Below are 24,395 nucleotides of genomic sequence, written 5' to 3'. Positions count from 1 at the left end.
TGCCGCAATCGCCACACGAGGTTCACGATGTCGCAATCCGCCTTTCCGCCCGTGCCGCCGTCCGACGTGGACGCCTGGCGCAAGGCCGCTTCCCGCCACGCGCCCGAGGGCGACGTGAGCCGCCTCGACTGGGTCACGCCCGAGGGTATCCGCGTCAAGCCGCTGTACACCGCGGCGGATCTGCACGGCCTGCCGTTCGCCGACACGCTGCCGGGTTTTGAGCCCTTCGTGCGCGGGCCGCAGCCCACGATGTACGCGGTGCGGCCGTGGACCATCCGCCAGTACGCCGGCTTCTCCACGGCCGAAGCGTCCAATGCCTTCTACCGCAAGGCGCTGGCCGCCGGCGGGCAGGGCGTGTCGGTGGCGTTCGATCTGGCCACGCACCGTGGCTACGACTCCGACAATCCGCGTGTGGTCGGGGACGTCGGCAAGGCCGGCGTGGCCATCGATTCGGTCGAGGACATGAAGATCCTGTTCGACGGCATCCCGCTCGACAAGGTGTCGGTGTCGATGACCATGAACGGGGGCGTGTTGCCGGTGCTGGCGGGCTACATCGTCGCGGCCGAGGAGCAGGGCGTCGCGCAGGACCAGCTTTCGGGGACCATTCAGAACGACATCCTCAAGGAGTTCATGGTCCGCAACACCTACATCTACCCGCCCGCGCCGTCGATGAAGATCATCGCCGACATCATCGGCTACACCGCGCGCAACATGCCGAAGTTCAACTCGATCTCGATCTCCGGCTATCACATGCAGGAAGCGGGCGCGAACCAGGCCATCGAACTGGCCTTCACGCTGGCAGACGGACGCGAGTACGTGCGCACCGCGCTGGAAAGCGGCCTGGACGTGGATCACTTCGCCGGGCGGCTGTCGTTCTTCTTCGCCATCGGCATGAACTTCTATCTGGAAGTGGCCAAGCTGCGCGCCGCGCGCCTGCTGTGGTGGCGGATCATGAAGGAGTTCAATCCGAAGAGCCCGCGCTCGCTGATGCTGCGCACGCACTGCCAGACCTCGGGCTGGTCGCTGACCGAGCAGGACCCGTACAACAACGTCGTGCGCACCACCATCGAGGCCATGGCGGCGGTGTTCGGCGGCACGCAAAGTCTGCACACCAACGCACTCGATGAAGCCATCGCGCTGCCGACGGACTTTTCGGCGCGCATCGCGCGCAACACCCAGTTGGTGATCCAGGAAGAGACGCATATCACCAACGTCGTCGACCCGTGGGCCGGTTCCTACATGATGGAAAAGCTCACGCAGGATCTGGCCGACAAGGCCTGGGAGATCATCGAGGAAGTCGAGGCCATGGGCGGCATGACGAAAGCCGTCGAGTCCGGCTGGGCCAAGCTCAAGATCGAGGAATGCGCGGCCGAGAAGCAGGCGCGCATCGATTCGGGCAAGGACGTCATCGTCGGCGTGAACAAGTACAAGCTCGAGAGCGAAGATTCGATCGACTTCCTCGACATCGACAACCACGCCGTGCGTGAATCACAGGTCGCGCGGTTGGCGAAGATTCGCGCGGCACGCGATGCAGCGGCCGTTGAAAAGGCGCTCGCCACGCTGACTGAATGCGCCAAAGGCGGCGCCGGAAACCTGCTGGAATTGTCAATTGCCGCCGTGCGGGCGCGCGCCACGGTTGGCGAGATTTCCGATGCGCTGGAAGCCGTATGGGGCCGCTACCGCGCCGACACGCAGACCGTGTCCGGCGTATATGGCAAGGTCGTCGAGAACGAGGAGGGCTGGCAGGTGCTGCAGAAAGACATCGACGCCTTCGTGGCCGACTTCGGCCGCCGGCCGCGCATCATGATCGCCAAGCTCGGCCAGGACGGCCACGACCGTGGCGCCAAGGTGGTGGCTTCGGCCTTTGCAGACCTCGGCTTCGACGTCGACATCGGCCCGCTCTTCCAGACGCCGGAAGAAGCCGCGCGCCACGCCGTCGAGAACGACGTGCACGCCGTCGGCATCTCCACGCTGGCCGCCGCGCACCGCACGCTGGTGCCGGAACTGGTCAAGGCGCTGCGCGCGGAAGAGGCCGACGACATCATCGTCTTCGTCGGAGGGGTGATCCCGCAGCAGGACTACCAGATGCTGTATGACGCCGGCGCCAGCGGCATCTTCGGGCCGGGCACGCCGATTCCGGACGCCGCGCGCGAAGTGCTCAAACAGATTCGCAAGGCCCTGGCCAAGGGCTGAGCGTGACTTCACCCATGGACGCCATCCGCGAGCTTGCCGACGACGTGCGCGCCGGCAAGCGCCGCGCGCTAGCGAAAGCCATCACGCTGGTCGAATCCACGCGCCAGGATCATCGCGAGCAGGCGCATGCGCTGATCGAAGCGCTGCTGCCGGCCACCGGCGGCGCGCTGCGCGTCGGCCTCTCCGGCGTGCCGGGCGTGGGCAAATCCACCTTCGTCGAGGCGCTCGGGCTGTATCTCATCGAGCAGGGACATCGCGTTGCGGTGCTGGCGGTCGATCCCTCTTCGTCCGTGCATGGCGGCTCGATTCTCGGCGACAAGACGCGCATGGAATTGCTGTCGCGCCGCACGGAAGCCTTCATTCGCCCCAGCCCCGCGGCCGGTGCGCTCGGCGGCGTGGCGCAGCGCACGCGCGAAGCCATATTGGTGTGCGAAGCGGCGGGGTTTGACGTCGTACTGGTCGAGACCGTCGGCGTCGGCCAGAGCGAGATCGCCGTGGCCGGCATGACCGACATCTTCTGTCTGCTGCAACTGCCCAACGCCGGCGACGACCTACAGGGCATGAAGAAGGGCATTGTCGAGATCGCGGACCTGGTGGCAATCAACAAGGCCGACATCGACAAGGCCGCCACGCACCGCGCGCAGGCGCAGATGCAGGGGGCGATTTCGATGGTGCGCCACGCCCATCCCGACTGGACGCCGCCGGTGATTCCGGTGTCGGCGCTGAAGGCCGAGGGCATCGCTGCCTTCTGGAGCACGGTGCTGAGATTCCGCGAAACCATGGTCGCCAACGGCGCGTTCGAGGCGCGCCGTCGTCGTCAGGCCGGCGCGTGGATGTGGGAACTGATCGATCACGACTTGCGCGCGCGCTTCCGTGCGAATGCGCGCGTCGCGGAAGAACTGCCCGGCCTGCAGGCCGAGGTGGAGCGGGGACAGGTCACACCGGCTGCCGCGGCGGCACGATTGCTCGGGCACCTCGACAACATCTGATCCGGGGGAGAGAGACGATGCAGGACATCATTCGGCAACTCGAGGACAAGCGCGAGCAGGCGCGTCTTGGCGGCGGCGCCAAACGCATCGCCGCGCAGCACGCCAAGGGCAAGCTCACCGCGCGCGAGCGGATCGAACTGCTGCTCGACGACGGCAGCTTCGAAGAGTGGGACATGTTCAAGGAGCACCGTTGCACCGACTTTGGCATGGCCGGGCAGACCATCCCCGGCGACGGCGTGGTGACCGGTTACGGCACGGTCAACGGACGCCTGGTGTTCGTGTTCTCGCAGGATTTCACGGTGTTCGGCGGCTCGCTGTCGGAGACCCACGCCGAGAAGATCTGCAAGCTGATGGACCACGCCATGAAGGTCGGCGCGCCGGTGATCGGGCTCAACGACTCTGGCGGTGCGCGCATCCAGGAAGGCGTGGATTCGCTCGGTGGCTACGCCGACGTGTTCCAGCGCAACGTGCTGGCCTCCGGCGTGATCCCGCAGATCTCGCTGATCATGGGGCCGTGCGCGGGCGGAGCGGTGTACAGCCCGGCGATGACCGATTTCATCTTCATGGTGCGGGATTCGTCCTACATGTTCGTGACCGGGCCGGAGGTGGTGCGCACCGTCACGCACGAGGAAGTCACGGCCGAGGAACTGGGCGGCGCCGGCACCCACACCACGAAATCCGGCGTGGCGGACCTGGCCTTCGACAACGACGTCGAGGCGCTGTTGATGACGCGCCGGCTGATCGACTTCCTGCCTGCGAGCAATCGCGAGGCGCCGCCGCAGATGCCCGACGGCGACCCGGCGGATCGCCCCGACATGTCGCTCGACACGCTCGTGCCGGCGAATGCGAACCAGCCCTACGACATGAAGGAGCTGATCACCAAGATCGTCGATGACGGCGACTTCTTCGAACTGCAGCCGGACTACGCCAAGAACATCGTGATCGGCCTCGCCCGCATGGGCGGCTCGACGGTCGGCATCGTCGCCAACCAGCCGCTGGTGCTGGCGGGCTGTCTGGACATCAAGAGTTCGATCAAGGCCGCGCGCTTCGTGCGCTTCTGCGACGCCTTCAACATCCCGGTGGTGACCTTCGTCGATGTGCCCGGCTTCATGCCCGGCACCGCGCAGGAATACGGCGGCATCATCAAGCACGGCGCCAAGCTGTTGTATGCCTACGCCGAATGCACGGTGCCCAAGGTCACGGTCATCACGCGCAAGGCCTACGGCGGCGCCTATGACGTGATGAGCTCCAAGCATTTGCGCGGCGATGTGAACATCGCCTGGCCGACGGCCGAGATCGCGGTCATGGGGCCGAAAGGTGCGGTCGAGATCATCTTCCGCGGTGAGAAGGACGACGCGGCGAAAATCGCTACGCGCGAGGCCGAATACAAGGCGCGCTTCGCCAACCCCTTCGTGGCCGGCGCGCGTGGTTTCATCGACGACGTGATCATGCCCCACGAGACGCGCAAGCGCGTGTGCCGGTCGCTGGCGATGCTGAAGAACAAGCAGCTGAATAATCCGTGGCGCAAGCACGGCAACATGCCTTTGTGAATATCGGAGGATGCATGGTTACCAAAGAAACGCTGCAAATTTGGGTGATTGAGGCTTTGAAGAGGCAAGGGGGATCAGCGCATCTTGTTGATGTTGCCAAAGATATTTGGGTTAACCATCAGTCAGAGCTGAAAGCTGCTGGCGACTTGTTCTTTACGTGGCAGTACGACATGCGTTGGGCGTGCACCGTGCTGCGGAAGAAAGGTCGGGTGCGGCCGCACTCCGAGAAAGGCGTGTGGCAGTTGGCCTGACTTCTGAGAGGGCGCTATGTTCAAGAAAATCCTGATCGCCAACCGCGGCGAAATCGCTTGTCGCGTCATCAAGACCGCCCGCCGCATGGGTATCGCCACGGTCGCGGTGTATTCCGAAGCCGACGTCGGCGCGCTGCATGTCGAGCTGGCCGACGAGGCGGTGTGCATCGGCCCGGCGCCCTCCAAACAGTCGTATCTGGCGATGGACAACATCATCGCGGCCTGTCGCGAGACCGGCGCCGAAGCCGTGCACCCGGGCTACGGCTTTCTGTCCGAGAACGAGGAATTCGCCCGTCGGCTGGAAGAGGCCGGCATCGTCTTCATCGGGCCAAAGCACGCGGCGATCGCGGCGATGGGCGACAAGATCGCCTCCAAGAAGCTCGCCGCACAGGCCGGCGTTAACACCATCCCGGGCTGGAACGAAGCTATCGAATCGCCCGAGCGTGCAGTCGAGATCGCGCGCGACATCGGCTATCCGGTGATGATCAAGGCTTCGGCCGGCGGTGGTGGCAAGGGCCTGCGAGTGGCCTTCAACGACGAGGAAGCGTTTGAGGGGTTCGCGGCGTGCCGCTCGGAAGCGGCCAACGCCTTCGGCGACGATCGCGTGTTCATCGAGAAATTCGTCGTCGAGCCGCGCCACATCGAGATCCAGGTGCTGGGCGATGCGCACGGCAACGTGGTGTATCTGAACGAGCGCGAATGTTCGATCCAGCGCCGTCATCAGAAAGTCATCGAAGAGGCGCCGAGCCTGTTCCTGGACGCCGCCACCCGCCGCGCCATGGGCGAGCAGGCGGTGGCGCTCGCCAAGGCCGTGGACTACCAGTCGGCTGGCACGGTGGAGTTTGTCGTCGGGGCGGACAAGTCTTTCTACTTCCTCGAGATGAACACGCGCCTTCAGGTCGAGCACCCGGTCACTGAACTCACCACCGGCCTGGATCTGGTCGAGCAGATGATCCGCGTCGCGGCCGGCGAGAAGCTGGCCTTCACGCAGCAAGATGTGCGGCTCGACGGCTGGGCGATCGAGTGCCGCATCAACGCCGAAGACCCGTTCCGCGGCTTTCTGCCCTCGACCGGGCGGCTGGTGAAGTTTCGTCCGCCTACCGAGGTGCCGGGCGCGGTGCGCGTCGACACCGGCGTGTACGAGGGCGGCGAGATACCGATGTTCTACGACTCGATGATCGCCAAGCTGATCGTGCATGGGCGCGACCGCGCCGAGGCGATTGCGCGCATGCGCGACGCGCTCAACGCTTTCGTGATTCGCGGCGTCAGTTCCAACATTCCGTTCCAGGCTGCGCTGCTGCAGCATCCGCGCTTCTGCTCAGGCAATTTCAACACCGGCTTCATTGCTGAGGAGTACGGCAGCGGATTCGACGCGTCCAAGGTGCCGCACGATGATCCGTTGCTGCTCGCAGCGGTGGCGATGTTCGCGCACTGGCGCCGCGTGCAGCGCGATGCGGCGATCAGCGGGCAGATGGACGGCGCGGCGTACAACCCGCCGCGTCAGTGGACGGTGGTGGTGGGGACGCACGACTACTGCCTCGTTGTCGAGCCGTGCGATGGTGCGCTGATGGTGCGCGAGGGCGAACGCAGCCTGCGTGTCGAATCCGTCTGGGGATTCAACGATTTGATGTTCCGCGGCCGTATCGAGGGGCGGGACGTGTGCATGCAGGTCGAGCGACGTGGCCTGCGTTACGTCATCACGCATTTCGGACTGCAGGTCGAAGCCATGGTGATGAGCGCACGCGCTGCCGCGATGCTCGCGCGCATGCCGCAGAAGCTGCCGCCGGATATGTCCGGCTTGGTGCTCTCGCCGATGCCCGGCCTGTTGCGCGAGGTGGCGGTGAGTGAGGGGCAGGAGGTCAAGAGCGGCGAAAAAGTGGCCGTGATCGAAGCCATGAAGATGGAGAATGTGCTGCGCGCCGAGCGCGATGGACGTGTGAAGCGCGTTCATGCGCAAGCCGGGGCAAGTCTTGCCGTGGATGATCTGATCCTCGAATTCGACTGAAGTACGCCGTACCGTCCAGCAATGAAAAGGCCTTGCCCGAATGGCATCGGACAAGGCCTTTTCATTGCTGGGCGTACGATTTGCGCAAACATTATTCATCGCATACTATCCGTCTCCCGTTGATGCGTTCCGGCACTTTTGCCGGCTTCACGCAGTGCCGGCGCCCGTCTCTGTAGCAGGGTCGCCATCCAGTGCCGGCCGCCGTTCGTCCCGTTAGCAAGAGTTCATCCCTGCCGCTGCCGCAGTGGTGAGGCTCAGGGACGGCGCAATGCCAGGAGGATTGTCCATGACCGCAGTGGTCTCGCCCTTGGTGCGACGTGTCGCGCCGCCGCCCAGCAGTTTTCAGGAAACCGTAGCCTTCAAGGTCTACACCCAGCGTGATCTGGACCGCATTGCGCCGTTGCAAAGCCTGACGGAGGCACAGCGTTTCGAGATGAAGGTGGTGTCGTCGGTGCTGCCGTTCCGCGTGAACCAGTACGTCATCGATGAGCTGATCGACTGGAGCAACATCCCGGCCGACCCCATTTTTCAGCTCGTCTTCCCGCAGCGCGGCATGTTGTCGCAGGCGCACTACGAGCGCATCGCCGGCTTGCTGCGCGCTGGCGCCGACAAGGCCGAACTCGAAGCCGCCGTCGACGCCGTCCGTGCCGACCTGAACCCGCACCCGGCCGACCAGATGGCCATGAACATGCCGCTCGACGAAGCCGGCAACCGCCTCGACGGCCTGCAGCACAAGTATCGCGAGACGGTGCTGTTCTTCCCCAGTCAGGGGCAGACCTGCCACAGCTACTGCAGCTTCTGCTTCCGCTGGGCCCAGTTTGTCGGCGACAAGGAGCTGCGTATTGCCAGCTCCGAAGCCTCACAGCTGCATGACTACCTGCGCGTGCACCCGGAGGTGACCGATGTGCTGATCACCGGCGGCGATCCGATGGTGATGAAGACCTCGCACCTGGCCGGCTATCTCGAGCCGCTGCTGGCGCCGGAGTTCGACCATATCCAGACCATTCGCATCGGCACCAAGGCGCTGAGCTTCTGGCCGCACCGTTTCCTCGGTGCGCCGGATGCGGACGACCTGATCCGTCTGCTCGAACGTCTGGTCGAAGCCGGCAAGCAGGTCGCCATCATGGCGCACTACAACCACTGGAAGGAGCTGGAGCCGGAGGCTGCACAGGCGGCCATTCGCCGCATCCGCTCGACCGGCGCGGTGATCCGCGCCCAGGGGCCGCTGATTGCGCACATCAATGACGATCCGGCGGTGTGGGCGCGCATGTGGAAGACCCAGGTCAAGCTCGGCATCGTGCCGTACTACCTGTTCGTCGAGCGCGACACCGGCGCCAGCGCCTACTTCGAGGTGCCGCTGCTGCGCGCCTGGGAGATCTACCGCGAGGCCATGCAGCACGTGTCGGGCGTGTCGCGCACTGCGCGCGGACCGAGCATGAGCGCCAGCCCCGGCAAGGTCGAGGTGCAGGGCGTGGCCGAGATTGCCGGCGAGAAGGTGTTCGTGCTGCGCTTCATCCAGGCGCGCAACCCGGACTGGGTGCAGCGCCCGTTCTTCGCGAAGTATGACGAACACGCCACCTGGCTCGATGGCCTGCAGCCGGCCTTCGAAGAGAAGTGGTTCTGGCAGGACGAATACGCTTCGATGCGTGAGCACAAGCTCGCGGCGGCGAGCTGACCGATCCGGCCCAAGAAAAAGCCCGCCATCGGCGGGCTTTCTCTTGGTGCGCGGGCGATTACAGCGTCTCGCCCAGCGGGCGCGAATGCGCGGCCAGCGTGGCGAAGGCCTCGATGACTTCCGGCGGCGCCTGCACCAGCTCGATCAGCACGCCTTCGCCGCCGATCGGGAACTCGTCGCTGGCCTTGGGGTGCACGAACACGATGTCATGACCGGCGGCACCCGGCCGGATGCCGCCGGGAGCGAAGCGCAATCCTTGTGTCGTGAGCCAGTCGACGGCCGCACGCAGATCGTCCACCCACAGGCCGACATGGTTGAGCGGCGTGGCGTGCACGGCCGGCTTCTTGTCGGGGTCGAGCGGCTGCATCAGGTCGACTTCGACACGCAGCGGGCCGCTGCCGATGGCACAGATGTCTTCGTCCACATTCTCGCGTTCGCTGGTGAACGTGCCGGTGCGTTCCAGGCCGAACAGATCGACCCACAGCTTCGCCAGACGCTGTTTGTCTGGGCCGCCGATGGCGATCTGCTGGATGCCGAGGATGCGGAAGGGGCGTGCGCTCATGACGGTGTGCTCGGGCGGGAGAAGGGCGCATTGTCACGTCTTGCCGCCTTGTGGTCGAGCCCGCTTTGGGAGGGCGTCGCGACAGGCTATCCTTGCGCCCCATGCAAAGCCTGCTGACGCTCCTTCCCGACTTCTCCCTGATCCTGCTCGGCGTGTTGCTGCGCCGCTGGATGCTCACCGACATCGGCTTCTGGACCGGCGTCGAGCGGCTGGTGTATTTCGTGTTGTTCCCGGCCATGCTGTTCCGCGCGCTGACGTCGGTCAGCATCGATCTGGACAACACCCTGCCACTGGTCGCCACGGGGCTGGCGGTGATGTTCATCGGCTTCGTGCTGGGCCTGGCCGGGCGGCCGTTGATGGGGCTGTCGGGCATCAGCTTCGCCTCGCGTCTGCAGTGTTCCTACCGCTTCAATACCTACATCGCGATTGCCGTCGCCGGTCAGTTGCACGGTGCGCAGGGCGTGGCATTGATGGGCGCGCTGTGCGGCATGATGGTGCCGTTCGCCAACATCATGGCAGTGGGCATGCTGGCGCGTCACGGTCAGGGCGGTTTGGTGCGCGAGCTGGTGCGCAATCCACTGGTACTGGCCACATTGGCCGGCATGGCCTTCAATCTGTCCGGCGGCGAACTGCCGCAGCCGGCCAACGCTTTCCTGACGCGGCTCGGTGATGCCGCGGTGGCGCTGGGCCTGCTGACGGTGGGGGCTGCGCTGCGCTGGGGTTCGGCCGGCGGCAATGTGCTGGGCTCGTCGTGGATCGTCACCGTCAAGCTTGCGCTGCTGCCGGCGATCGCCTGGGGGCTGGGGCGCATGGTGGGGCTGGAAGGCATCGCCTTTGATCTGCTGGTGCTGTACGCCGCCATGCCCACCGCCAGTTCAGCCTACATTCTTGCGATGCGCATGGGCGGTGACGGTGCTGGCGTGGCTTGGCTGATTTCGGCCACGACGATTCTGGCCATGCCTACACTGACCCTCTGGCTGGCGCTGCTCTAGGGCTTTTTCTTTGGCGCCTCGGGTGGCGGCTTCGCCGCGTCCGGCGCGGCCATGTTCCACGGCCACATCTGTGCGAATGGGTTGGGTGGGGCTTCACCGCTCGCCGGCTTGCCAGAGGCGGCCTGCTCACTCATGGCTTTGAGCGCAGCGATCGTCGAGCGCTGCACTTCCAGCCCCTGAACGGTGGCCTGCAGCATGTTGAGGTTCATCGACAGCCAGTTCTCTACGGTGCGCAGATCCTTGATGCGTTTGTCGAGGTCATCGACATCCAGCGTGGGCGCCATCATGCCGGGCAGCGGTATGCCCGCGGCGCTCCACATCTGACGAAGTGCTTCGAGCGGGTCAGGCCCGCCGGTGCTTTTGTCGCTCATGGTGATCTCCCTCCGCGTCAGTCGCAGTGTGCCGCGAATCGGTTGAGCAGTGCACGCAGTCGCGCCGGTCGCAGCGGTTTGTGCAGTACAGGATAGCCTTCTCGTTCGGCCATGCTCAGCGCGTCGGGGCCGGTGTCGCCGGTGACCAGGGCCGCCGGCAGATCGTCTCCGAAGCGCTGGCGCAGTGCGCGAATGACCTCGGTGCCGGTGGTGCCGCGCGCAAGCCGATGGTCGCTGATGATGGCCTGCGGGGCCCTTCCGAGGGCGTCGAAACGCTCCAGCGCGCCGTGCAGGTCGGCGGCCGCGATGACATCGCATCCCCATGAACCGAGCAGGCTCTCCATGGCGGTGAGGACCAGCGGGTCATCGTCGATGATAGCAATGCACAGGCCGCCGAGATCGCCGGGTTCCCGGGCTTCTTCTTCGCTGGTATCGATGTCTTCGACCTTGCCGGCGGGCACGGTGACGGCGAAGGCCGAGCCTTGTCCCGGAGCAGAGCGCAGTTCCAGCGGGTGGCCGAGCATGTCCGTGAGGCGCCGCACGATGGCCAGCCCGAGCCCCAGGCCCTTGTCGCGTGCGCGCTCTGGATTCTGAAGCTGGACGAACTCCTGGAAGATGCTCTCCTGCGCCTGTTGCGGGATGCCGATGCCGTTGTCGCGCACCTCGATGCGCCAGCGCTCGCCGCGTTGCCGACACGTCACCAGCACCCGGCCGCCTGGCGAATAGCGCACGGCATTGCTGACGAGGTTGCCCAGCACGCGTTCAAACAACACCGGGTCGCTGATGCCCCAGGCCCAGGTCGGCCGGATACGCAGATGAACCCTGTTCTCGATCGCTGCGCCGCGCTGCGTCGCGGCAATGCGCTCGAGGATGGGCTGCAGCGGGAAGGCGCGCACATTGGGCTCAAGCACGCCGGCGTCGAGCCGCGAGATGTCGAGCAGGCTGTCGAGCAGATCCTCCATGGCCTCGGCCGATGCCGCGACTTTGGACAGCAGGCGTCTTGCCGGGGCATCGAGTCGGCACTGCGACAGTTCGGAAATGAACAGCCCAAGCGCGTGCATCGGTTGGCGCAGGTCGTGACTGGCGGCCGCCAGAAAGCGTGATTTGGCCGTGTTGGCGCTCTCGGCCTCTTCCTTGCGCGTACGCAGCTCGGCGGTGGCTTCGTCGATGCGTGCGCTCATCTGCGCGTGCATGCTGGCCAGCTCCGCGCCCATCTGGTTGAGGCCTTCGGCCAGCATGCGCAGGCTGCCACCGCCGACCAGCGGCACGCGTTCGTCGAACTGCCCCTTGCCGATGCGTGATACTGCTGCGGCGATGCGGCGGATCGGGCCGGATACGCCGCGGCTCATGGAAGTGGCCAGCACCAGCGTGCCGAGCAGGGCGGCGAACACCGTGAGCATGCCGGTGCGCAGCAGGTCGCGTCGCTTGGCTTCGACGGCGTCGCGGCCGAGGTCGACGATGACATTGCCCAGAATCGGGGTGACGACGGCCGATCCTGAGCGAAAGACTTCGTCGTTGAAGTCGATGCCCAGCGAGGCCTGGCTGGCGTAGATCGGCTCGATGATGCGCATCGTCAACGTGTTGCCGAGGTAGGCGGAGTCGGAGCGCAGTTCCTGCTCGGCCGGCAAGGTCGCGTCCAGACGCCCGCTGCGTGCCAGTGTCTCGCCGAACAGGTCGATGATCATCACGCCGGTCATGCCTTCTTCGGCCAGACTGGCTTCGGTGAGCTTCTGCAGCGCGTCGTGGTTGCCCGAGAACACGGCGTACTCGCTGGCGGCAACGAGCTGGCGGGCGTAAGCCTTGCCGCGGGCGATGTGGGCTTCTTCAATGTCGGCCAGCCGCGAGCTGGTGTAGAACACCGTGAGAAGCAGTGCGACCACCAGCATCGGCAGTACCGCCACGAGCATTACGCGCGCTCGCACGCCCCAGTTGAACGTCATGTCCCGATCTCCGCTGCGGCGCCGTGTCCGCTTCACCCGCGGATTGTGCAATGTTTCGGCGCAGGCTGCGACGCGTGTGCAGACGCAGGGTGCTATGCTTGCCACATTTTGGTGCAGCTCAAACGGCAGGAGAGTCAGCAAGGTGACCAGGGTTCTGATCGTCGAGGATCACGCGCTCGTCAGGGAGGCCATGGCACAGACGCTCAATCGTCTGGAGGTCGGCCTGCTGTGCGTCGAAGCGCGTGGCTCGGAAGAGGCGCTGGAACTGCTCGCCGCAAGCAGCGACTGGGATCTGGCGGTGATCGATCTGATGCTGCCGGATATGTCGGGCTTTTCCCTGCTCGGCGTACTCGCCAAGCGCTATCCCGACATGCCGACCATCGTCGTGTCGGCGCTCGACGATGCGGCAACGCTGCGCAGGGCGATGAAGGTCGGTGCTTCGGGTTTCGTGTCGAAGAGCAGCTCGGGTGACGAATTGCGCCTGGCCGTGCGTACGGTGCTGGATGGCGGCGTGTTCTTCATGCCGCAGGACGCGCCGGACGAGGGGCGCCGTGGCAACCGCTCGCTGGAGCAGCGCTACCGCCTCACCACGGCGCAGACACGTGTTGCCGAGCTGCTCGGTCAGGGCAAGACCAACCGCGAGATCGCCGATTTGCTGGGTCTTTCGGAAGGCACCGTGAAAGTGCACATGTCAGCCATCTTCCGCGCCATGAACGTCCGCAACCGCGCGCAGGCGCTGGTGGCCTTGTCGCGCTCCACCGCACGGGCGTGATTAGCGTCGGTTGCCTATGCGCAGTGGCATCTCGTCGGCGGCAATGCGGTCTCGCTCGCTGACGGCGGCCAGCTGCGAGCCAGCACTATCCGGTACGTCGATTTCCAGGACTTCCAGCACCTGACGCGCAAGCGCTCGGCAGGCGTTTGCCAGCGGCGTCGGAAACTGTTCCGGAATGTCCTTCTGCAGCAACAATTTGCTTGCTGACAGGGCATTGACCGGGTTCAGGAGGCGGTGACGGTAGGGGCGCATCATGGTGCGCACGTTGCGGTCTGCCGTTTCGCGCTGCCAGGCATTGGTTGGCCACTGAGATGGCACGGCATAGGCGCGTGGAAACATCTCCAGGTCGCGCACGACAGTGCGAATGTCTTCGTGTGATTCGCGGAACGGCAGCAGCACGATGTCCGACATTGCGTAAAGCTTGCGGTCCATCTCGGTGCGGTTGCCACCGCCGTCTATGACGCCGATCCAGTTCTCGAGCGTGCGCAGCTTGTCGACGACCTTGGTCAGCGATTCGCGAGTGCGTGCATCGGCGGTGACGTAGCGTCGTCGGGCCGGGTTGAGCGGTTCGCGTGAGGTGTCCGTCAGCACGCAGGCAGCGCGCTGGTCCAGCAAGCCCAAGCCCTGGCACAGCATGTGCGAGATCGAAGTCTTGCCTGTGCCGCCCTTGTTGCCGATGACGCAGATGATTTCAGCCATGCTGCCCCTTTGTCTGCATGCAGTTCTCCATGCAGCGCATTATCCCGGTCGCGATGTCGCCTGATTTCCGGAAAAACGGTGGAATTGCCCCGTTAATCCGTGCTGTCCGTCCGCGCCCCGGGCCGATAGCAGTACAGCGTGGCGCCGGATGGCAGTTGCAGCGTCCGCTCGGCGCTCAACTCCGGCGCAGCGAAGTCCTTGCTGATCAGCAAGGACTTCGGCCCGAGTTCAGCGCGGGCCTTGTCGCCGACCTGGTTCATCGGATGCGTAGACAGGAATGCGTACACCACATCGTAGGCGCTCCAGTCGTGTGCGAAAAAGTTGCCGCGTGCGATATGCAGGTTCGTGCAGCGCCGTGCCGCGATGCGCGCAATCAGCCACGGCAGCGGAGCGGATTCGATGCCGGTGAAGCGATGTTCGGGATGGCGCTGTGCGAGCGGGATGAGCATTGCGCCGGTGCCGCAGCCGAGGTCCAGCACGCGAAGCTGGCGATCGGCTGGCAGTAATGCGTCGACCGCATCGACGGCATCGCTGCCGGAGAGATACAGCGGAACCCGCGTACCCAACGTCCCCCAGAACACCAGCAGCAGCAGCACGAAAACCGCCAGCGCCCAAAGTGGATTGACGTCGAGCGAGTGCGCGGCGAGCAATAGCGGCATGAAGCAGAGGTGAATGACGACCCACCAGCGCTCGCGCCGCATCAGCACGGAAAGCAGCGCGGCACACAGCGCCTGCGTGATGATCAGCGGCAGCAATGAGCTCAGGATGCCCGTACGTGCCAGTGCGAAGGCGAGCAGCGTGCCGCCAATCTGGGCGAATAGTGCGGCCAGCCAGCTGGGAAATGGCCGGCGATCGGGCAGCGGTGAGGTCATCGAAGAGGCTTGTGCGGGCGAAGCTTCAAACCTTAGCAGAACGGTGTCTGGCGCGGCCAAAGCTTATGTCGGATCAGGTTTGACATTGGTTCTGAGAGGCACTATAGTGCGCGGCTTGTCGCCCGGAGGGGTACCCAAGCGGTCAACGGGATCAGACTGTAAATCTGACGGCTCAGCCTTCGAAGGTTCGAATCCTTCCCCCTCCACCAGATTCGGCGCTGCCGGCAGTGATGCTTTCGGCGCAATGTGATGCGGATAGTCCGCGTCGTGTGCGGGTGTAGCTCAATGGTAGAGCAGAAGCCTTCCAAGCTTACGACGAGGGTTCGATTCCCTTCACCCGCTCCAAACGGGCGTTATTGATTTAAGTAGTAAGAGCCCTTGTAGCTCAGTGGTAGAGCACTCCCTTGGTAAGGGAGAGGCCACGTGTTCAATCCACGTCAAGGGCACCAGGTTTTACCGATCCGGTCGGATCGCCACGGCGTTGGTCCGCTAATTCTGAATTTTGTACATGAGGTGTTGACATGGCTAAGGGCAAGTTTGAACGTACGAAGCCGCACGTGAACGTAGGCACGATTGGCCACGTTGACCATGGCAAGACGACGCTGACGGCTGCGATCACGACGATTCTGTCGAAGAAGTTCGGCGGCGAAGCGAAAGATTACGCGTCGATCGACAGCGCGCCGGAAGAGAAGGCACGCGGCATCACGATCAACACCGCACACGTCGAGTACGAGACCGAGGCGCGTCACTATGCCCACGTCGACTGCCCGGGCCACGCCGACTACGTCAAGAACATGATTACCGGTGCTGCGCAGATGGATGGCGCGATTCTGGTGTGCTCGGCCGCTGACGGCCCGATGCCGCAGACGCGTGAGCACATCCTGCTGGCTCGCCAGGTTGGCGTGCCGTACATCATCGTGTTCCTGAACAAGTGCGACATGGTCGACGACGAAGAGCTGCTCGAACTCGTCGAGATGGAAGTTCGCGAACTGCTGTCCAAGTACGATTTCCCGGGTGACGACATCCCCATCGTCAAGGGTTCGGCTCTGAAGGCCCTCGAAGGTGACCAGTCGCCGATCGGCGAACCGGCCATTTTCGAACTGGCTGCAGCACTCGACAGCTACATCCCGACCCCGGAGCGCGCGATTGACAAGCCGTTCCTGCTGCCGATCGAAGACGTGTTCTCCATCTCCGGTCGTGGCACCGTCGTGACCGGTCGTGTCGAGCGTGGCATCGTCAAAGTCGGTGAAGAGATCGAGATCGTCGGCATCAAGGCGACCGTCAAGACCATCTGCACGGGCGTGGAAATGTTCCGCAAGCTGCTCGACCAGGGTCAGGCTGGCGACAACGTCGGCGTGCTGCTGCGCGGCACCAAGCGTGAAGACGTCGAGCGTGGTCAAGTGCTGTGCAAGCCGGGTTCCATCACCCCGCACACGCACTTCACGGGCGAGATCTACGTGCTGAGCAAAGAAGAGGGTGGTCGTCACACCCCGTTCTTCGCCAACTACCGCCCGCAGTTCTACTTCCGTACGACGGACGTGACCGGCGCGATCACGCTGCCCGAAGGCACCGAGATGGTGATGCCGGGTGACAACGTGTCGATCACGGTGAAGCTGATTGCTCCGATCGCCATGGAAGAAGGTCTGCGCTTCGCGATCCGCGAAGGCGGCCGTACCGTTGGTGCCGGTGTCGTGGCGAAAGTCATCGAATAATCGTTCGGGTAACCGATCGATCAAGAGCGCTCCCGCGAGGGAGCGCTTTGTAGTCTCTGTCGCAGGGGTATAGCTCAACTGGCAGAGCGTCGGTCTCCAAAACCGAAGGTTGGGGGTTCGATTCCCTCTGCCCCTGCCAATGCTTTTCCGTAATACGAGATCCTGATGGCCGATAAGATCAAGCTCCTGCTGGCACTGGCCCTGGTTGCGGCCGGTATTGCCGGCTTCTACGCCTTTGCGGAGCAGGCCCTCGTTGTCCGTGTGCTATGCGTTTTCGGTGGCGTCATCGCTGCCGTGGCCGTGGCATGGACTTCGGCTCCTGGTCGTCGGTTCTTCGGTTTTGTGCGTGAGTCGATCAACGAGGCCCGCAAGGTCGTCTGGCCGACTCGCAAGGAAACCGTGCAGTCGACCGGCATGGTGTTCGCCTTCGTGGTGGTGGTGGCGATCTTCCTGTGGCTGACGGACAAGGGCCTGGAGTGGGTCATGTACGATCTCGTTCTGGGATGGAAGTGAATATGACCAAGCGCTGGTATGTCGTGCATGCGTATTCGGGTTTTGAAAACTCGGTGCAGCAGGCACTGATCGAGCGGATCAATCGCACCGGCATGCAAGAGCATTTCGGCCAGATTCTGGTGCCGGTTGAAGAAGTCGTCGAAATGAAAGGCGGCCAGAAGAGCATTTCCAAGCGCAAGTTCTTTCCCGGCTACGTGCTGGTTGAAATGGACATGAACGATGACTCCTGGCATCTGGTCAAATCCACGCCGAAAGTGACCGGTTTCATTGGCGGTACTGCCAACAAGCCGAGTCCGATCTCCGAGAAGGAGGTCGAAAAGATCATGACCCAGATGCAGGAAGGGGTCGACAAGCCGCGTCCCAAGGTGCTGTGGGAGACCGGCGAGGTGGTTCGGGTCAAGGATGGTCCGTTCACCGACTTCCACGGCAACGTGGAAGACGTCAATTACGAGAAGAGCAAGCTGCGTGTGTCGGTGACCATTTTCGGTCGTGCGACCCCGGTGGAACTAGATTTCGCCCAGGTCGAGAAGACCTGAGCGAGCGGGCGCCCGTGAGGGCGCCCATTGCCCGTTTTCGGGCAGACGAGGAGCGCCGGCTGCGGCTGGTGCGCTAGTACTCAAACAAGGAGATTGCCACCATGGCAAAGAAAATCATTGGCTACATCAAGCTGCAGGTGCCGGCCGGCAAGGCCAACCCCAGCCCCCCGATCGGTCCTGCGCTGGGTCAGCGCGGTCTGAACATCATGGAGTTCTGCAAGGCGTTCAACGCGCAGACTCAAGGCCTTGAGCCCGGCCTGCCGATCCCGGTGGTCATCACCGCGTTCGCCGACAAGAGCTTCACCTTCATCATGAAGACGCCGCCGGCGTCGGTCCTGATCAAGAAGGCTGCCAAAGTCGCCAAGGGCTCGCCGCGCCCGCACACCGACAAGATCGGTTCGCTGACGCGCGCTCAGGTCGAAGAAATTGCCACGACCAAGATGAAGGATCTGACCGCTGCCGATATGGACGCCGCCGTGCGTACGATCGCTGGTTCCGCCCGCAGCATGGGCATCACGGTTGAGGGTCTCTGATCATGGCAAAGCTTTCCAAACGCGTTCAGGCGCTGCGCGCCAAGGTTGACCGCAACCGCAGCTACGCCGTGAGCGATGCTCTCGGTCTGGTCAAAGGTTGCGCGACCGCCAAGTTTGACGAGTCGATCGATATCTCGATCAACCTCGGCATCGATGCCCGTAAATCCGACCAGCTGGTGCGTGGTTCGGTCGTGCTGCCGGCCGGTACCGGCAAGAGCGTGCGCGTGGCCGTGTTCGCCCAGGGCGACAAGGCCGAGGCCGCCAAGGCCGCTGGCGCTGACGTCGTCGGTTTCGACGATCTGGCTGCTGCAGTCAAGGCCGGCAATATCGACTTCGATCTGTGTATCGCTACCCCGGACGCCATGCGCGTCGTCGGTCAGCTCGGTCAGGTGCTCGGCCCGCGTGGCCTGATGCCGAACCCGAAGGTCGGCACCGTCACCATGGACGTCGAGACCGCGGTCAAGAACGCCAAGGCCGGTCAGGTTCAGTACCGTACCGATAAGGCTGGCATCGTGCATGCCACCGTTGGTCGTGCCTCGTTCTCGGTTGAGGCGCTGCAACAAAACGTCGGCGCTCTGGTCGATGCACTGGTGAAGGCCAAGCCGGCCGCCTCCAAGGGCATCTATCTGCGCAAGATTGCAGTGTCGAGCACCATGGGTGCTGGTGTGAAAGTCGATCCGTCGACGATCAACGCCGCTTGAGTTTGTACCCGGACGGCTCCGGCCGTCCGATGACTTTGGGCTGTTGCCTTCGGGCAACAGGTTGTCAAAGACCGTTGGGGGCAAGGTGTCCGGCAGCTTTGGAGCTTTGTCTTAATCCGCGAGGTTTCCTCGGGCCCAACGCAGATGGCGTATCCCGAAGCAGGATTCCGGTTGTGCCGCCGCGAGGCGGCAGACCAGTCTTCTGAATACGGTCGCCGTGGTTGTCCGTGCCGGTTTTTCGGCGCGGACGGATGTTTCAAAAGGGAGATGGCCTTGGGTCTCAATCTTGATGACAAGAAGGCAGTTGTAGCCGAGGTGTCCGCAGAAGTTGCGAACGCTCAGGCCGTGATTGTCGCTGAGTACCGTGGTCTCGAAGTCGGGCAGATCACCGCCTTGCGTGCCAAAGCGCGCGAGTCGGGCGTCTACCTGCGCGTCCTGAAAAACACGCTTGTGCGCCGTGCCGTTGATGGCACGCCGTTCGAAGGTCTGACCTCGCAGCTGGTTGGTCCGCTGATCTACGGTATCTCCGCAGATCCGGTGGCCCCCGCCAAAGTCCTGCAAGAGTTCGCCAAGACCAACGACAAGCTGGTGATCAAGGGCGGCGCGATGCCGAACTACGTCATGGACGCCGATGGCGTCAAGGCGCTGGCGTCGATGCCGAGCCGCGAGGAGCTTCTTGCGAAGCTGCTCGGGACGATGCAGGCCCCGGTGGTGAAGTTTGTTCAGACCCTCAACGAGGTTCCGGGCAAGTTCGTGCGCACCGTGGCTGCCCTGCGCGATTCGAAAGAGACTGCGTAATTTCCACGTAATCGCCCTGTAACGGGGCAAACGACTGATTCAGGAGTAGAAAAATGGCTGTGTCCAAAGACGATATTTTGGAAGTGATTGGCAACATGTCCGTTCTTGAGCTGTCCCAGCTCATCAAGGATATGGAAGAGAAGTTCGGCGTGTCGGCTGCTGCCGCTGTTGCCGTTGCTGGCCCGGCTGCTGCTGGCGGCGAGGCTGCTGCTGCTGTCGAAGAGAAGACCGAGTTTGACGTCGTTCTCGTGGCTGCTGGCGAAAAGAAAGTTGAGGCCATCAAGGTCGTGCGCGCTGCTACCGGCCTGGGCCTGAAAGAAGCCAAGGACCTGGTTGACGGTGCTCCGAAGGCCGTCAAAGAAGGCGTGTCGAAGGCTGATGCCGAAGCGCTGAAGAAGCAACTCGAAGAAGCTGGCGCCAAGGTCGAGATCAAGTAATCTCTCGCCTTTTCGCAGGGCTGGCGACCTTTCAAGGGCGCCAGCCCTTTCGTGCTTTCTGCTTGCCAGATGGCACAACAAAGCGTGCGATGCGGTTTGGCTGTGCATGCCGACGCTTTGTTCTGCTGTTTGACGTCTGATCTCTACCCGGAGCCCCCATGGCGTATTCCTATACCGAAAAGAAGCGCATCCGCAAAAGTTTTGCAAAGCGCACTTCCGAGCGGGACGTCCCGTTTCTGCTGGCCACGCAGATCGACTCCTTCGTGTCCTTCCTTCAGGCCGAGATTCCGGTCGACCGTCGTATCAACGACGGCCTGCAGGCGGCCTTCACGTCGATCTTTCCGATCTCCAGCCACAGCGGCAACGCCCGACTGGAATTCGTCCAGTACAACCTCGGCGAGCCGCCGTTTGACGTCAAGGAATGCCAGCAGCGTGGCTTGACGTTTGCTGCGCCGCTGCGCGCTCGTGTGCGTCTGGTCATCATGGACCGCGACGCGCCGAAGGAAACCATCAAGGAAGTGAAAGAGCAGGAAGTGTACATGGGCGAGATTCCGCTCATGACCACCACCGGCTCGTTTGTCATCAACGGTACCGAGCGCGTCATCGTGTCGCAGCTGCACCGTTCGCCGGGCGTGTTCTTTGACCACGACCGTGGCAAAACGCACTCTTCCGGCAAACTGCTGTTCTCGGCTCGCGTGATTCCCTACCGCGGCTCTTGGCTGGACTTCGAGTTCGACCCGAAGGACGCCCTGTTCTTCCGGGTTGACCGCCGCCGCAAGATGCCGGTGTCGATCCTGCTGCGTTCGATCGGCATGAGCACCGAGGAAATCCTCGCCTCGTTCCACGATTTTGACGATTTCCGCATCGAAGCGGATGGCGTGCGTTTCACGCTGGTGCCCGAGCGCCTGCGTGGCGAAGTCGCGCGTTTCGACATCACCGCGCCGGACGGCACGGTGATCGTAGAGCGCGAGAAGCGCATCACCGCTCGCCATATCCGCGAGCTCGAGAAGGCCGGCGTCAAGACGATGCTGGTGCCCGACGAGTTCCTGCTGGGCCGCATCCTGGCGACCAACCTCGCTGACAAGGAAACCGGCGAAGTCCTGGCCAAGGCCAACGACGAGATCACCGAAGAGCTGGTCGAGAAGATTCGTGCAGGCGGCATTACCGAACTGCAGACGCTGTACGTGAATGACCTCGATCGCGGCGGCTACATTTCCTCGACGCTGCGTATCGATGACACCAACGACCAGTGGGCCGCGCGCGTTGCGATCTATCGCATGATGCGTCCGGGCGAGCCGCCGACGGAAGATGCCGTCGAAGCGCTGTTCCACGGTCTGTTCTTCAACGAAGAACGCTACGACCTGTCGTCCGTAGGCCGCATGAAGTTCAACCGCCGCGCCTACCCGGAAGCGATCGACGATCGCGCTCCGGCTTGGGTAAAGCGTTTCTACGAGCGCATCGGCAAGCAGGAAGAAGTCGGTCCGGGCGTGCTGTCGAACCAGGACATCCTGGCCGTCATCGGCATCCTGCTTGAGCTGCGCAACGGTCGCGGCGAAATCGACGACATCGATCACCTCGGCAACCGCCGTGTGCGTTCGGTCGGCGAACTGGCCGAGAACCAGTTCCGCGCCGGTCTGGTGCGCGTCGAGCGCGCCGTCAAGGAGCGCCTCGGCCAGGCCGAGAGCGATAACCTGATGCCGCACGACCTGATCAACGCCAAGCCGATCTCGGCCGCGATCAAGGAGTTCTTCGGTTCGTCCCAGCTGTCGCAGTTCATGGACCAGACCAACCCGCTGTCCGAGATCACGCACAAGCGTCGTGTCTCGGCCCTCGGCCCGGGCGGTCTGACGCGTGAGCGCGCCGGTTTTGAAGTGCGCGACGTGCACCCGACCCACTACGGCCGCGTGTGCCCGATCGAAACGCCGGAAGGCCCGAACATCGGTCTGATCAACTCGCTGGCCGTGTACGCACGCACCAACCGCTATGGCTTCCTTGAGACGCCGTATCGCAAGGTTACTGACGGCAAAGTGACCGATCAGGTTGATTACCTGTCGGCTATTGAAGAAGGCCACTACGTCATCGCCCAGGCCAACGCTGAGGTGAGCGACAAGGGCGAACTGACCGGCGATCTGGTGTCGTGCCGCCATAAGGGCGAGTTCACGCTGTCGAACGTCGAGCAGGTTCAGTACATGGACATCGCACCGGGCCAGATCGTGTCGGTGGCTGCGTCGCTGATTCCGTTCCTTGAGCACGATGACGCGAACCGCGCGCTGATGGGCGCGAACATGCAGCGTCAGGCCGTGCCTTGCCTGCGTCCCGAGAAGTGCCTGGTCGGTACCGGCATGGAGCGCACGGTTGCAGTCGACTCCGGTACGGCCGTGCAGGCCCTGCGTGGCGGCGTGGTCGACTATGTCGATGCCAACCGTATCGTGGTGCGCGTGCACGACAAGGAAACGCTGGCCGGTGAAGTCGGCGTGGATATCTACAACCTGATCAAGTACACGCGTTCGAACCAGAACACCAACATCAACCAGCGCCCGATCGTGAGGGTTGGTGACGTGCTGGCCAAGGGCGACGTGATCGCTGACGGTGCCTCGACGGACCTCGGCGAACTTGCTCTCGGCCAGAACATGCTGGTCGCGTTCATGCCGTGGAACGGCTACAACTTCGAAGACTCGATCCTGATCTCCGAGCGTGTGGTCGCCGACGACCGTTTCACTTCGGTTCATATCGAGGAGCTGACGGTCGTTGCTCGCGATACCAAGCTTGGACCTGAAGAGATCACGCGCGACATCGCTTCGCTGGGCGAAGCGCAGATGGGCCGTCTCGACGAGTCGGGCATTGTGTACATCGGCGCCGAAGTCGAAGCCGGTGACGTGCTGGTCGGCAAGGTCACGCCCAAGGGCGAGACCCAGCTGACGCCGGAAGAGAAGCTGCTGCGCGCGATCTTCGGCGAGAAGGCTTCCGACGTGAAGGACACCTCGCTGCGCGTGCCGTCCGGCATGGTCGGTACCGTCATCGACGTGCAGATCTTCACGCGTGAAGGCATCGAGCGCGACAAGCGTGCCCAGTCGATCATCGACGACATGCTGCGTGGCTTCAAGACCGACCTCGCCGACCAGATGCGTATCGTCGAGCGTGATGCGTTTGCACGTATCCGCCGCATGATCGTGGGTCAGAAAGTCAATGGCGGCCCGAAAAAGCTGGCCAAGGGCGCTGCGGTTACCGAGGTCTATCTCGACGATATCGAGCCGTACAACTGGTTCGACATCCGCATGGCGGACGAAGAGCTGGCAACCCAACTCGAAGCCGTGCGTGATGGTCTGGAGAAGACGCGCAAGGACTTCGATGCCGCTTTTGAACTGAAGAAGAAGAAACTCACGCAGGGCGACGAACTGCCGCCGGGCGTGCAGAAGATGGTCAAGGTTCACCTTGCGGTGAAGCGCCGTCTGCAGCCGGGCGACAAGATGGCCGGCCGTCACGGTAACAAGGGTGTGGTTTCGCGCATCGTGCCGGTGGAAGACATGCCGTACATGGATGACGGCACGCCGGTCGACATCGCGCTGAACCCGCTGGGCGTGCCGTCGCGGATGAACATCGGTCAGATCCTCGAAACCCACCTGGGCCGTGCTGCCAAGGCGCTGGGTCAGAAGATCGACGGAATGTTGCAGGCGAATGCCAAGGTCAAGGAAATCCGTGGGCTGCTCCACGAGATCTACAACACCACCGGCAGCAGCGAAGACCTGAAGTCCTTTGATGACGGCGAGATCATCGAGCTGGCGTCCAACCTGCGCAAAGGCGTGCCGTTTGCCACGCCGGTGTTCGACGGCGCCAAGGAAATGGAGCTCGAGAAGATGTTCGAGCTTGCCGGACTTGATTCCAGTGGCCAGGTCACGCTGTATGACGGCCGCACCGGCGATGCGTTTGACCGCAAGGTAACGGTTGGCTACAAGCACGTGCTGAAGCTTCACCACTTGGTCGACGACAAGATGCACGCGCGTTCGACCGGCCCGTACTCGCTTGTTACCCAGCAGCCGCTGGGCGGCAAGGCACAGTTCGGTGGCCAGCGTTTCGGTGAGATGGAAGTCTGGGCGCTGGAAGCCTACGGTGCTGCCTATACGCTGCAGGAAATGCTGACCGTGAAGTCCGATGACGTGACAGGCCGTACCAAGGTCTACGAGAACATCGTGAAGGGTGAGCACAAGATCGATGCAGGTATGCCGGAGTCCTTCAACGTGTTGGTGAAGGAAATCCGCTCCCTTGCGATCGATATCGATCTGGATACGTACTGAAC

Annotated in this window: 21 protein-coding genes and 4 tRNA genes; 20 read left to right on the top strand and 5 right to left on the bottom strand. The window is 63.4% G+C overall.

Annotated features, from left to right (window positions below; translation table 11 throughout):
- The first annotated feature begins 27 nt into the window (after positions 1 to 27).
- From scpA to AC6H0N_RS13885, 6 genes are all read left to right on the top strand, one after another.
- Positions 28 to 2,193 carry a methylmalonyl-CoA mutase gene (gene scpA / locus AC6H0N_RS13910; RefSeq protein WP_497574722.1) on the top strand — a complete coding sequence of 722 codons (2,166 nt, stop codon included), beginning with the start codon at positions 28 to 30 and terminating at the stop codon, positions 2,191 to 2,193.
- Between the two features lie 14 nt (positions 2,194 to 2,207).
- Positions 2,208 to 3,182: a methylmalonyl Co-A mutase-associated GTPase MeaB gene (gene meaB / locus AC6H0N_RS13905; RefSeq protein ID WP_497574721.1), complete on the top strand. Its 975-nt coding sequence runs from the start codon at positions 2,208 to 2,210 to the stop codon at positions 3,180 to 3,182.
- 17 nt (positions 3,183 to 3,199) lie between these two features.
- Positions 3,200 to 4,732: an acyl-CoA carboxylase subunit beta gene (locus AC6H0N_RS13900; protein ID WP_497574720.1), complete on the top strand. Its 1,533-nt coding sequence runs from the start codon at positions 3,200 to 3,202 to the stop codon at positions 4,730 to 4,732.
- A 14-nt stretch (positions 4,733 to 4,746) separates the two neighbouring features.
- Positions 4,747 to 4,983: a hypothetical protein gene (locus AC6H0N_RS13895; RefSeq protein WP_497574719.1), complete on the top strand. Its 237-nt coding sequence runs from the start codon at positions 4,747 to 4,749 to the stop codon at positions 4,981 to 4,983.
- A 16-nt stretch (positions 4,984 to 4,999) separates the two neighbouring features.
- Positions 5,000 to 6,988, top strand: coding sequence for an acetyl-CoA carboxylase biotin carboxylase subunit (accC, locus tag AC6H0N_RS13890; protein ID WP_497574718.1), 1,989 nt, complete (start codon positions 5,000 to 5,002; stop codon positions 6,986 to 6,988).
- Positions 6,989 to 7,274: 286 nt separating this feature from the next.
- Positions 7,275 to 8,663, top strand: a complete 1,389-nt coding sequence (locus AC6H0N_RS13885; RefSeq protein ID WP_497574717.1) for a KamA family radical SAM protein — start codon at positions 7,275 to 7,277, stop codon at positions 8,661 to 8,663.
- A gap of 58 nt (positions 8,664 to 8,721) precedes the next feature.
- On the opposite strand, the gene AC6H0N_RS13880 is transcribed toward AC6H0N_RS13885, so the two are convergent.
- Positions 8,722 to 9,225, bottom strand: a complete 504-nt coding sequence (locus AC6H0N_RS13880; protein ID WP_497574716.1) for a VOC family protein — start codon at positions 9,223 to 9,225, stop codon at positions 8,722 to 8,724.
- A gap of 101 nt (positions 9,226 to 9,326) precedes the next feature.
- Between AC6H0N_RS13880 and AC6H0N_RS13875 the strand changes: the two genes are divergently transcribed.
- On the top strand, positions 9,327 to 10,217 hold the full coding sequence (locus tag AC6H0N_RS13875; RefSeq protein ID WP_497574715.1) for an AEC family transporter: 891 nt from the start codon (positions 9,327 to 9,329) through the stop codon (positions 10,215 to 10,217).
- Here the strand turns inward: AC6H0N_RS13875 and AC6H0N_RS13870 are convergent.
- Together AC6H0N_RS13870 and AC6H0N_RS13865 are read right to left on the bottom strand one after the other, a co-directional pair.
- A complete protein-coding gene (locus AC6H0N_RS13870) occupies positions 10,214 to 10,588 on the bottom strand; it encodes a PhaM family polyhydroxyalkanoate granule multifunctional regulatory protein (protein ID WP_497574714.1) in 375 nt (124 codons plus the stop codon). The two genes, AC6H0N_RS13875 and AC6H0N_RS13870, sit on opposite strands and share 4 nt — an antisense overlap.
- A 17-nt stretch (positions 10,589 to 10,605) precedes the next feature.
- Entirely contained in the window at positions 10,606 to 12,528 is a 1,923-nt protein-coding gene (locus AC6H0N_RS13865) for an ATP-binding protein (RefSeq protein ID WP_497574713.1), read from the bottom strand.
- A gap of 142 nt (positions 12,529 to 12,670) precedes the next feature.
- On the opposite strand from AC6H0N_RS13865, the gene AC6H0N_RS13860 reads away from it, so the two are divergent.
- Entirely contained in the window at positions 12,671 to 13,300 is a 630-nt protein-coding gene (locus AC6H0N_RS13860) for a response regulator transcription factor (protein WP_497574712.1), read from the top strand.
- On the opposite strand, the gene AC6H0N_RS13855 is transcribed toward AC6H0N_RS13860, so the two are convergent.
- Positions 13,301 to 13,999 carry a hypothetical protein gene (locus AC6H0N_RS13855; protein ID WP_497574711.1) on the bottom strand — a complete coding sequence of 233 codons (699 nt, stop codon included), beginning with the start codon at positions 13,997 to 13,999 and terminating at the stop codon, positions 13,301 to 13,303.
- Positions 14,000 to 14,091: 92 nt separating this feature from the next.
- Positions 14,092 to 14,871, bottom strand: coding sequence for a class I SAM-dependent methyltransferase (locus tag AC6H0N_RS13850; RefSeq protein ID WP_497574710.1), 780 nt, complete (start codon positions 14,869 to 14,871; stop codon positions 14,092 to 14,094).
- 124 nt (positions 14,872 to 14,995) lie between these two features.
- Here AC6H0N_RS13850 and AC6H0N_RS13845 point away from each other — a divergent pair.
- The 12 genes from AC6H0N_RS13845 (at position 14,996) to rpoB (ending at position 24,393) form a co-directional block, all read left to right on the top strand.
- Positions 14,996 to 15,080: transfer RNA gene (locus AC6H0N_RS13845), tRNA-Tyr, on the top strand.
- 62 nt (positions 15,081 to 15,142) lie between these two features.
- A tRNA-Gly gene (locus tag AC6H0N_RS13840) sits at positions 15,143 to 15,216 on the top strand.
- 29 nt (positions 15,217 to 15,245) lie between these two features.
- Positions 15,246 to 15,320 (top strand) — tRNA-Thr (locus AC6H0N_RS13835).
- Positions 15,321 to 15,392: 72 nt separating this feature from the next.
- Positions 15,393 to 16,583, top strand: a complete 1,191-nt coding sequence (gene tuf, locus AC6H0N_RS13830; RefSeq protein ID WP_497574709.1) for an elongation factor Tu — start codon at positions 15,393 to 15,395, stop codon at positions 16,581 to 16,583.
- 63 nt (positions 16,584 to 16,646) lie between these two features.
- Positions 16,647 to 16,722: transfer RNA gene (locus tag AC6H0N_RS13825), tRNA-Trp, on the top strand.
- A 26-nt stretch (positions 16,723 to 16,748) separates the two neighbouring features.
- Positions 16,749 to 17,096: a preprotein translocase subunit SecE gene (gene secE, locus AC6H0N_RS13820; protein ID WP_497574708.1), complete on the top strand. Its 348-nt coding sequence runs from the start codon at positions 16,749 to 16,751 to the stop codon at positions 17,094 to 17,096.
- A gap of 2 nt (positions 17,097 to 17,098) precedes the next feature.
- Complete coding sequence (gene nusG, locus AC6H0N_RS13815) at positions 17,099 to 17,632, top strand: transcription termination/antitermination protein NusG (RefSeq protein WP_497574707.1); 534 nt, start codon at positions 17,099 to 17,101, stop codon at positions 17,630 to 17,632.
- A gap of 101 nt (positions 17,633 to 17,733) precedes the next feature.
- A complete protein-coding gene (gene rplK, locus AC6H0N_RS13810; RefSeq protein ID WP_497574706.1) occupies positions 17,734 to 18,165 on the top strand; it encodes a 50S ribosomal protein L11 in 432 nt (143 codons plus the stop codon).
- A 2-nt stretch (positions 18,166 to 18,167) separates the two neighbouring features.
- On the top strand, positions 18,168 to 18,866 hold the full coding sequence (rplA, locus tag AC6H0N_RS13805) for a 50S ribosomal protein L1 (RefSeq protein ID WP_497574705.1): 699 nt from the start codon (positions 18,168 to 18,170) through the stop codon (positions 18,864 to 18,866).
- A gap of 273 nt (positions 18,867 to 19,139) precedes the next feature.
- Positions 19,140 to 19,664, top strand: a complete 525-nt coding sequence (rplJ, locus tag AC6H0N_RS13800; RefSeq protein ID WP_497575028.1) for a 50S ribosomal protein L10 — start codon at positions 19,140 to 19,142, stop codon at positions 19,662 to 19,664.
- Between the two features lie 53 nt (positions 19,665 to 19,717).
- Positions 19,718 to 20,101, top strand: a complete 384-nt coding sequence (rplL, locus tag AC6H0N_RS13795) for a 50S ribosomal protein L7/L12 (RefSeq protein WP_497574704.1) — start codon at positions 19,718 to 19,720, stop codon at positions 20,099 to 20,101.
- A 158-nt stretch (positions 20,102 to 20,259) separates the two neighbouring features.
- On the top strand, positions 20,260 to 24,393 hold the full coding sequence (gene rpoB, locus AC6H0N_RS13790; protein ID WP_497574703.1) for a DNA-directed RNA polymerase subunit beta: 4,134 nt from the start codon (positions 20,260 to 20,262) through the stop codon (positions 24,391 to 24,393).
- The last annotated feature ends 2 nt before the right edge of the window (positions 24,394 to 24,395 follow it).

The organism is Pseudazoarcus sp. NS34, from assembly GCF_059703725.1.
This window is presented reverse-complemented; position numbering and strand designations above follow the sequence as displayed.

What these genes read in the sequence shown, in the direction of transcription:
- scpA (WP_497574722.1), top strand. Translation starts at nt 28, where the DNA reads ATGTCGCAATCCGCCTTTCCGCCCGTGCCGCCGTCCGACGTGGACGCC.
- meaB (WP_497574721.1), top strand. Translation starts at nt 2,208, where the DNA reads ATGGACGCCATCCGCGAGCTTGCCGACGACGTGCGCGCCGGCAAGCGC.
- AC6H0N_RS13900 (WP_497574720.1), top strand. Translation starts at nt 3,200, where the DNA reads ATGCAGGACATCATTCGGCAACTCGAGGACAAGCGCGAGCAGGCGCGT.
- AC6H0N_RS13895 (WP_497574719.1), top strand. Translation starts at nt 4,747, where the DNA reads ATGGTTACCAAAGAAACGCTGCAAATTTGGGTGATTGAGGCTTTGAAG.
- accC (WP_497574718.1), top strand. Translation starts at nt 5,000, where the DNA reads ATGTTCAAGAAAATCCTGATCGCCAACCGCGGCGAAATCGCTTGTCGC.
- AC6H0N_RS13885 (WP_497574717.1), top strand. Translation starts at nt 7,275, where the DNA reads ATGACCGCAGTGGTCTCGCCCTTGGTGCGACGTGTCGCGCCGCCGCCC.
- AC6H0N_RS13880 (WP_497574716.1), bottom strand. Translation starts at nt 9,225, where the DNA reads ATGAGCGCACGCCCCTTCCGCATCCTCGGCATCCAGCAGATCGCCATC.
- AC6H0N_RS13875 (WP_497574715.1), top strand. Translation starts at nt 9,327, where the DNA reads ATGCAAAGCCTGCTGACGCTCCTTCCCGACTTCTCCCTGATCCTGCTC.
- AC6H0N_RS13870 (WP_497574714.1), bottom strand. Translation starts at nt 10,588, where the DNA reads ATGAGCGACAAAAGCACCGGCGGGCCTGACCCGCTCGAAGCACTTCGT.
- AC6H0N_RS13865 (WP_497574713.1), bottom strand. Translation starts at nt 12,528, where the DNA reads ATGACGTTCAACTGGGGCGTGCGAGCGCGCGTAATGCTCGTGGCGGTA.
- AC6H0N_RS13855 (WP_497574711.1), bottom strand. Translation starts at nt 13,999, where the DNA reads ATGGCTGAAATCATCTGCGTCATCGGCAACAAGGGCGGCACAGGCAAG.
- AC6H0N_RS13850 (WP_497574710.1), bottom strand. Translation starts at nt 14,871, where the DNA reads ATGACCTCACCGCTGCCCGATCGCCGGCCATTTCCCAGCTGGCTGGCC.
- tuf (WP_497574709.1), top strand. Translation starts at nt 15,393, where the DNA reads ATGGCTAAGGGCAAGTTTGAACGTACGAAGCCGCACGTGAACGTAGGC.
- secE (WP_497574708.1), top strand. Translation starts at nt 16,749, where the DNA reads ATGGCCGATAAGATCAAGCTCCTGCTGGCACTGGCCCTGGTTGCGGCC.
- nusG (WP_497574707.1), top strand. Translation starts at nt 17,099, where the DNA reads ATGACCAAGCGCTGGTATGTCGTGCATGCGTATTCGGGTTTTGAAAAC.
- rplK (WP_497574706.1), top strand. Translation starts at nt 17,734, where the DNA reads ATGGCAAAGAAAATCATTGGCTACATCAAGCTGCAGGTGCCGGCCGGC.
- rplA (WP_497574705.1), top strand. Translation starts at nt 18,168, where the DNA reads ATGGCAAAGCTTTCCAAACGCGTTCAGGCGCTGCGCGCCAAGGTTGAC.
- rplL (WP_497574704.1), top strand. Translation starts at nt 19,718, where the DNA reads ATGGCTGTGTCCAAAGACGATATTTTGGAAGTGATTGGCAACATGTCC.
- rpoB (WP_497574703.1), top strand. Translation starts at nt 20,260, where the DNA reads ATGGCGTATTCCTATACCGAAAAGAAGCGCATCCGCAAAAGTTTTGCA.